General features: G+C 75.1%; 9 protein-coding genes. 4 read left to right on the top strand and 5 right to left on the bottom strand.

What is annotated here, in order from left to right:
- The 3 genes from UW392_RS62525 to UW392_RS62515 all read right to left on the bottom strand — a co-directional run.
- On the bottom strand, positions 1-1,133 hold a 1,133-nt coding region (locus tag UW392_RS62525), incomplete at its 3' end, for a sensor histidine kinase (protein ID WP_320784429.1).
- A 153-nt stretch (positions 1,134-1,286) separates the two neighbouring features.
- Positions 1,287-1,565, bottom strand: coding sequence for a PspA-associated protein PspAA (gene pspAA, locus UW392_RS62520; RefSeq protein WP_320784428.1), 279 nt, complete (start codon positions 1,563-1,565; stop codon positions 1,287-1,289).
- A gap of 78 nt (positions 1,566-1,643) precedes the next feature.
- A complete protein-coding gene (locus UW392_RS62515; RefSeq protein WP_320784427.1) occupies positions 1,644-2,429 on the bottom strand; it encodes a PspA/IM30 family protein in 786 nt (261 codons plus the stop codon).
- A gap of 315 nt (positions 2,430-2,744) precedes the next feature.
- On the opposite strand from UW392_RS62515, the gene UW392_RS62510 reads away from it, so the two are divergent.
- The 3 genes from UW392_RS62510 (at position 2,745) to UW392_RS62500 (ending at position 5,474) form a co-directional block, all read left to right on the top strand.
- Entirely contained in the window at positions 2,745-3,377 is a 633-nt protein-coding gene (locus UW392_RS62510; protein WP_320784426.1) for a DUF3043 domain-containing protein, read from the top strand.
- Between the two features lie 83 nt (positions 3,378-3,460).
- Positions 3,461-4,210 (top strand): class I SAM-dependent methyltransferase, encoded by a 750-nt coding sequence (locus UW392_RS62505; protein ID WP_320784425.1) that lies wholly within the window; start codon positions 3,461-3,463, stop codon positions 4,208-4,210.
- 175 nt (positions 4,211-4,385) lie between these two features.
- Complete coding sequence (locus UW392_RS62500) at positions 4,386-5,474, top strand: S1C family serine protease (RefSeq protein WP_320784424.1); 1,089 nt, start codon at positions 4,386-4,388, stop codon at positions 5,472-5,474.
- Positions 5,475-5,546: 72 nt separating this feature from the next.
- On the opposite strand, the gene UW392_RS62495 is transcribed toward UW392_RS62500, so the two are convergent.
- Positions 5,547-5,759: a hypothetical protein gene (locus tag UW392_RS62495; protein WP_320784423.1), complete on the bottom strand. Its 213-nt coding sequence runs from the start codon at positions 5,757-5,759 to the stop codon at positions 5,547-5,549.
- Positions 5,760-5,885: 126 nt separating this feature from the next.
- Between UW392_RS62495 and UW392_RS62490 the strand changes: the two genes are divergently transcribed.
- Complete coding sequence (locus UW392_RS62490) at positions 5,886-7,088, top strand: bifunctional adenosylcobinamide kinase/adenosylcobinamide-phosphate guanylyltransferase (protein ID WP_320784422.1); 1,203 nt, start codon at positions 5,886-5,888, stop codon at positions 7,086-7,088.
- Here UW392_RS62490 and UW392_RS62485 read toward each other — a convergent pair.
- A partial coding sequence (locus UW392_RS62485; protein WP_320784421.1) for a class I SAM-dependent methyltransferase occupies positions 7,077-7,710 on the bottom strand: 634 nt, incomplete at its 5' end. The two genes, UW392_RS62490 and UW392_RS62485, sit on opposite strands and share 12 nt — an antisense overlap.

The following is a 7,710-nucleotide window of genomic DNA, read 5'->3' as shown; positions in this document are numbered from 1 at the left end:
AGCAGCCCGTGCCCGCCGCCGTCCTCGCCGGCCCCGCTCCGGCCTCCCGCGCGGGCGCCGTCGGCGGCCCGGTCCGCGGGTGCGCCGGTGCCGTCGTCGAGCACGGTGATCTCGACGTTCCCTCCCACCCGGACGATGCTGACCTCGGCCTTCGCCGCGGGGCCCGCGTGCTTGCGCACATTGGTGAGGGCCTCCTGGATGATCCGGTACGCGGCGAGGTCGACGGCGGCCGGGAGTTCGGTGCCGTTCTCGGCGCCGGCGATCTCGACGTCCAGGCCCGCGCTGCGGAAGGTGCCGGCGAGCTCGTCCAGCCGGGCGAGGCCGGGCGCTGGCTCGGTGGGGGCCTCGGGGTCGCCCGACTGCCGCAGCAGGCCGACCGTGGCCCGGAGTTCGTCGAGGGCGGAGCGGCTGGCCTCGCGGACGTGGGCGAGGGCCTCCTTGGCCTGGTCGGGGCGCTTGTCCATGACGTGCGCGGCCACCCCCGCCTGCACGTTGACCAGCGCGATGTGGTGGGCGACGACGTCGTGCAGGTCACGGGCGATGCGCAGGCGCTCCTCGGCGACCCGGCGGCGGGCCTCCTCCTCGCGGGTGCGTTCGGCCCGGTCGGCGCGTTCCCGGATGGCGTCCACGAAGGCCCGGCGGCTGCGGACGGCGTCCCCGGCCGCGGCGGCCATGCCGGTCCAGGCGAAGAGGCCCAGGTCCTGTTGCGCGTACCAGGGCCGCGGGCCGAAGAGCATGGCGACACCGGTGAGGACGAGCATGGTGAGCAGGCCCAGGCGCCAGGCGGTGGGGCGGTCGGTGGTGGACGCGACCGTGTAGAGGGCGACGACGACGGACATCGCGATCGGGGCCCGGAGGTCGTCGGTGACGAACTCGACGCCGGAGAGCGCGACGGTCACGCCCAGCACGGCCACGGGCGAGCGGCGGCGCAGCACGAGCGCCGCGGCGGCGAGGACCATCAGGGCCAGGCTGAACGGGTCGGGGGTACGGGCGCCCCACTTCGAGCCGCTCTCCGCGTGCGGGTCGACGAACGAACCGGCGACCATGCAGGCGAGGACGCCGGCCGCCAGGACCGCGTCGGGTGCCGCCGGGTGCGCCCTGAGCCAGGACCCGGCGCGCTGGAAGGTGCTCACGGTCGTTCACCGTACGGGGTCCGTTGACCGTACGAGGTCGCCGCAGGGGGCGGGACCCACCGCCGGCGTCACCCCGGCGGGCGCCCGAGGCGGGCTGTCAGCCGTCAGCCGTCAGCCGTCAGCCGTCAGCCGTCAGCCGTCAGCCGTCAGCCGTCAGCCCGGGAACAGCCCGTCGTCCCGCAGCAGTTCCCTGACCTCCTCCAGGGTCGCGTCCGGCGCCGGCAGGATGAGCTCGGACGGCTCCAGCGAGTCGTCCGGCAGGGGCGCGCCCAGCTCGCGGACCTTGTCCAGGAGGGCGTGGAGCGTACGGCGGAAACCCGGGCCGTCACCCTGCTCCGTCTCCGCGAGCAGTTCGTCGTCGAGCTTGTTCAGTTCGGCGAGGTGGCCGTCGTCCAGCCTCACCTGACCCTCCCCCATGATCCGTACGATCACGTCGCCCTCCTCAGGCGTGGGTGCGCCGAGCCGTGAGCGTGCACCGCCCGGCCGTCACCTCGTCCGTCACTTCGTCCGTCACTGCTTGTCGAAACGCGGGGTGTCCTGCTGCTGGGGCTGCGGCTGTGCCTGACCCGTGCCGCCCTCGATCGCCTGCTGCTGCCCGGAGGTGCCCCCGGCCAGCTCGGCCTTCATGCGCTGCAGTTCCAGCTCCACATCCGTACCACCGGAGAGCCGGTCCAGCTCGGCCTGGATGTCGTCCTTGGTGCTTCCGGTCTGGTCGTCCAGGGCGCCGGAGGCGAGCAGCTCGTCGATGGCGCCGGCCCGGGCCTGCATCTGTGCCGTCTTGTCCTCGGCCCGCTGGATGGCCAGGCCCACGTCGCCCATCTCCTCGGAGATGCCGGAGAACGCCTCGCCGATCCGGGTCTGCGCCTGGGCCGCGGTGTAGGTCGCCTTGATGGTCTCCTTGCGGGTGCGGAAGGCGTCCACCTTGGCCTGCAGCCGCTGGGCCGCCAGGGTGAGCTTCTCCTCCTCGCCCTGGAGGGTGGCGTGCTGCGTCTCCAGGTCCGTCACCTGCTGCTGGAGCGCGGCGCGGCGGGACAGCGCCTCGCGGGCCAGGTCCTCACGGCCCAGCGCGAGCGCCTTGCGGCCCTGGTCCTCCAGCTTGGTGGACTGCGACTGCAGCTGGTTGAGCTGGAGCTCCAGGCGCTTGCGCGAGGTCGCCACGTCGGCGACGCCGCGGCGCACCTTCTGCAGCAGCTCCAACTGCTTCTGATACGAGTAATCGAGGGTTTCGCGCGGGTCCTCGGCCCTGTCAAGGGCCTTGTTCGCCTTCGCGCGGAAGATCATCCCCATACGCTTCATGACACCGCTCATGGGCTTCGCGCGCCCCCTTCTGACCGACTCCAGCTCCAGCGACTGCAACAGAACCCACGGTACGGGTTCTGCATCCATTACCGCACTGTTCGGGGACGGATGCGCTCATCCCCAAGGACGACTGCGGACGGCACCGCTCCGGCGTAGGGAGTAGGTGACCCCCGGGGTCGAGTGCGGGCCGGCACCCCGGATCACCTCGGGCTCGGTGCCCTGTGGACCGTCGGCGGCCACCCTTTCAGGCCGCTTTCTCCCTCTTTACAGACGTCTGGTGTTGCCGGATCGTTCCCCACCGGGCTGGGGTCCATGCGGACGCACCCCGTACCCTTGGGTTTTGTGTTCCGTAGCCGTGCCACCAAGGAAGAGAAGGCCCAGGCCGCCGCCCAGGCGCCGGTGACCGACTCCAAGCAGACCCGCGACCCGCAGGCCCCCAAGGGCCGCCCCACGCCCAAGCGCAGTGAGGCCCGTACGCAGCGCCGCAGCGTGGCCAACACGCCGACGACGCGCAAGGAGGCCGCCAAGCGCAACCGCGACGAGCGGCGTGCCCAGATGGAGAAGCAGCGGCAGGCGCTGGCGGGCGGTGACGAGCGGTACCTGCCCGTCCGCGACAAGGGCCCCGTGCGCAAGTACGCCCGCGACTTCGTGGACTCGCGCTTCGCCATCGCGGAGTGGTTCCTGCCGATGGCCGTGGTCATCCTGGTGCTGAGCATGGTGCAGGTGCCCGCGCTGCAGAACGTCGCGCTGCTGCTGTGGCTCTTCGTGATCGTGCTGATCGTGGTCGACTCGGTCGTCACCGGCATCCGGCTGAAGAAGCAGCTGAACACCCGCTTCCCGGACGAGACCAAGCGTGGCGCCGTCGCCTACGCGCTGATGCGCACCCTCCAGATGCGACGCCTCCGGCTGCCGAAGCCGCAGGTCAAGCGCGGAGAGCGGCCCTGAGCGCCACACCTTCCACGCAGGACGCGGCACCGGCCCGGCCGGAGGGCTGGGCCGCGCTGCGCGAGGCGGTACGGCAGGAACTGGTGACCCGGCAGCTCGACGAGCAGATAGCCGGGCGGTTCCCCGTCGGGCAGCGGCTGCGGGTGCTGGACGTGGGCATGGGCCGGGGCGCGCAGGCCCTGCGGCTGGCCCGCGCCGGTCACGCGGTGACCGGACTGGAACGCGACCCGGAGCGGATCGCCGTCGCGCGGGAGACCCTCGCGGCGCAGCCGGAGGGCGTCCGCGGCCGGGTCCGGGTCGTCGAGGGCGACGGCCGGGACACGGGGGTGCACTTCCTGCCGGGCAGTTTCGACGTGGTGCTGTGCCACGGCGTGCTGCCGCACGTGGCGGAGCCCGACCCGCTGCTGGCCGGCCTGGCACGGATGCTGGCCCCCGGCGGACTGCTCTCGCTCGTGGTGCGCAACGGCGACGCCGCCGCGCTGCGCACGGCTCGCGCCGGTGACTGGGCGGGAACGCTGGCCGCGTTCGACGCACCCGCGCACGCCCCCCGGGTGCCGGCACCGCTCGAACCCGGGGAGTCCCGCGGCGGGCCGGGAGCCGAGGTGTGGGCGGACCGGCTGGGCGCGCTGACGGCGACGCTCGCCGGGATCGGGGCACCCCTGCACGCCTGGTACGGCGTGCGGGTCTTCACGGAGTCCGCGGGGGAGGGGACGACGCTCCCACAGAACCCGCAGCACACGGTCGCGCTGCTGGCGGCGGAGGAGCGCGCGGGCCGCACGGACCCCTACCGCCGGGTGGCGGCGCTGCTGCACCTGTGCGGGGTGCGCGGCTGAGCCGGCGCCACCTGTCCCTCCGTGCCGTGCGGTGAGATGGGGGTCCCCCCGCGCTCCTCAGGCGTGGGGGATGCCGGGCGTCGCGACGCCGCGGAGATCCCTCAGGAACGCCCTGAGTGCCCGTTCGGGCGCACATCTCACGCCGGGGCCGCCGCCACGCGGTGAGACTCGGGCCATGGACGTTTCCCGTGGCCGCCCCCGCCCGCGCGCCCGCCGGCCGCTGCTCCCCCTGACCGCCGCCTGTGCCGTCGCCCTCGTCCTCGCTCCCGGCTGCGCCGGCGGCGGGGTGCCGGCCGTGCGGGAGGGCGCGACCACCACCCGGGCCGCCGTCCCCCGGGCGGCCAACGAACTGGAGGAGGACTACCGGAAGGTGGTCGACGACGTGCTGCCCTCCGTCGTACAGATCCGGGCGGGCGACAGCCTCGGGTCGGGGGTGGTCTACGACGGCAAGGGGCACGTCGTCACCAACGCGCACGTGGTGGGCGACGCGCGGACGTTCGCGGTGACGACGGCGAACAGCGGCAGCACGGTGCGCGCGCGCCTCGTGTACGCGTACCCGGAGCAGGACCTCGCCGTCATCCGGCTGGACGACGTGCCGGACGGGCTGAGGGCGGCCTCCTTCGGGGACTCCTCGAAGGTCGACGTGGGCCAGATCGTGCTCGCCATGGGGTCACCGCTCGGGCTGTCGTCCAGCGTCACGCAGGGCATCGTGTCGGCCACCGGGCGGACGGTGACCGAGGGCAGCGCGGGCGGGGGCACGGGGGCGACCCTCGTCAACATGGTGCAGACGTCAGCGGCGATCAACCCCGGCAACAGCGGCGGCGCCCTGGTGAACCTGGCCGGCCAGGTCATCGGCATCCCCACCCTGGGCGCGACCGATCCGAACCTCGGCGAGGGCGCGGCGCCCGGCATCGGCTTCGCCATCCCCGCGTCCATGGTGCGCACGGTCGCCGACCAGATCATCACGCACGGCCGGGTCACCGACTCGGGCCGGGCCGCGCTCGGCCTCACCGGCCGTACGCTCGCCGGCGGTGACTACCGGCCCGCCGGGGTGGCCGTGGTCACGGTGGACGAGGACGGCCCGGCCGACCGGGCGGGCCTGCGGGCCGGGGACGTCGTCACCGCGCTGGACGGCACGGACGTCACCACCCTCACCTCGCTCGCCGAGGCCCTGGCGGACCGGCGGCCGGGCGACCGGGTGGCCGTCGCCTACCTGCGGGACGGCCGCGAGCGGACGGCCCGGGTGACGCTCGGGGAGCAGTAGCGACCGGAGCGGGGCGGGTGCCTACGCGTCGGCACCCGCCCCGTCACCCGACGCCACCCGGCGCGGTTCCGCTCACGCGTCCTCCGCGTGCAGGCTCATCGGCCCGTAGATCCTCGTCGTGTCCTCGTACAGGTGGACCTGGTCCGCGCCGCCCTCGGTGAGCGCCCTGAAGTGCTCGCCGAGCCAGGACTCGGCGTCTCCCTGGGTGGTCCACTCCTCGGGCTCCACCGCGGGCTGGACCTCCGTCCCGTCGGTCTTCTCGAACCGCCACGTCCATGCCGCCATGTGCGCCTCCGTACGTACCGGCCCGGCGCCCGAAGGCGGTGCCGGGCAAGATCCGGTTCCTGTCCAGAGCCTAGTCGGACGCGCAAGACCTGCGGGGACCGCAGGGGACACGGGAAAATCAGCCGCGTGGAACTGACACTGCTCGGCACCGGCGCCCCGGCCGGACTCCCCCGCCCCGACTGTCCCTGCGCGTCCTGCGCGAGAGCCCAGGGCGCCGACGCCCGCGCCGCGACCGCGCTGCTCGTGGACGGCACGCTGCTGCTCGATCTGACGCCCGGTGCCGCCCTGGCCGCCGCCCGCTCCGGGCACACGTTGGCCGGGGTGCGGCAGGTGCTGCTGTCGCACCCCCACGAGGGGCCCGCGGTGGAGGTCCCGGCGGGGCTGCCGCAGCCCGGGAGGGTGCCGGACGGACGGGAACTGGCGCTGATGAGCGGGCACCGGGTGCGCGCGCTGGCGCTGGACGCGCCGGGGACCGGGTACGCGGTGACGGGGCCGGACGGACAGCGGCTGCTGTACGTACCGCCGGGCGCGGCGCCGGCCGGACTCGAGGAGTGGCCGGCCGAACCGTACGCCCTGGTGCTGCTGGACGTCGTGGGACGGCCGGACGCGCTGGCGCGGCTGCGGGCGGCGGGGGCGGCCGGGCCCACCACCGACGTGATCGCCGTCCACCTGGACCACGACGTGCCGCCGGGCGCCGAGCTGCGCCGCCGGCTGGCGGCGCTGGGGGCGCGGGCGGTGCCGGACGGCACGACGCTGGAGGTCGGCGCCTACGAGGAGGTGCCCGACGTGCCGCGGCGCACCCTGGTGCTGGGCGGGGCGCGGTCGGGCAAGTCGGTGGAGGCGGAGCGGCGCCTGGAGGGCTTCCCCGACGTGCTGTACGTGGCGACGGGGGGCCTGCGCAACGGGGACGGCGAGTGGGCGGCCCGGGTCGCCGCGCACCGGGAGCGGCGGCCGGGTTCCTGGCGCACGGTGGAGACCTGCGACCTCGTGCCGCTGCTGGAGGAGGACGGGGCGCCGCTGCTGGTCGACTGCCTGTCGCTGTGGCTGACCGACGCGATGGACTCCGTGGGCGCCTGGGACGACGCCGAGTGGGCGGACGGCGGGGAGCGCGCGCTGCGGTCACGGGTGCGGGAGCTCACCGAGGCCGTGCGCTCCACCCGCCGCACGGTGGTCGCCGTGTCGAACGAGGTGGGGTCCGGGATCGTGCCCGCCACCGCCTCCGGGCGCCGCTACCGGGATGAACTGGGGCGCCTGAACGCGGCGTTCGCGGCCGAGTGCGAGCACGTGCTGCTGGTGGTGGCGGGCCAGGCGCTGCCGCTACGGGGCTGAGCCCGGCCGGCGGACGAGGACGCGGTACGCGAGGGAGAGGCGGGAGCGGCGCAGCAGCGGGGTGAGGGCGCGGTCCAGGGTCGCAGGGAGCGCACCGGTGAGGTAGGGGGCGGGGCGGTCCGCGGCGACGGCCACGCAGCCGGCGGCCGCCAGTTCGGCCAGCACGTTGCGCGGCGGCAGCAGGTGCAGCGGGCCCGGCCGGTCTCCGGGCGCCCACCGGCGGGCGGAGAGCACGTCGAACGCGCGGCCGGGTGCCCACAGTTCGATCAGGAGGTGGCCGCCGGGGCGCAGCAGGGCGGGCACGGCGCGGAGTTCGGCGCGCGGGTCGGTGCTGTGTTCCAGGTGGTGCAGCATGCTGATCACGTCGTAGCGGCCGCGCAGCCGCGCGACGATCTCCGGATCGGCCGGCGAGCCCTGGTGGGCCTCCTCGACCCGGCCGGCCGCGCGGGCCCCCAGGACGCGCGGGGTGGGGTCGAGCCCGTCGAAGCAGGTGTACGGGTGCACCTGCGCGGCCGCCGCCGGGAAGGCGCCGTCCCCGGTGCCGATGTCGAGCCAGCTCTCGGGTTCGGCGGCCGGGGGCACCGCGCGGGCGGCGGCCCGGTGGCGCCGGTCCGGGGCGTCG

The organism is Streptomyces sp. CRN 30 (genome assembly GCF_034105845.1).
Note: the sequence above shows the minus strand (reverse complement) of the source record. Positions and strands in the feature narration are given on the sequence as shown.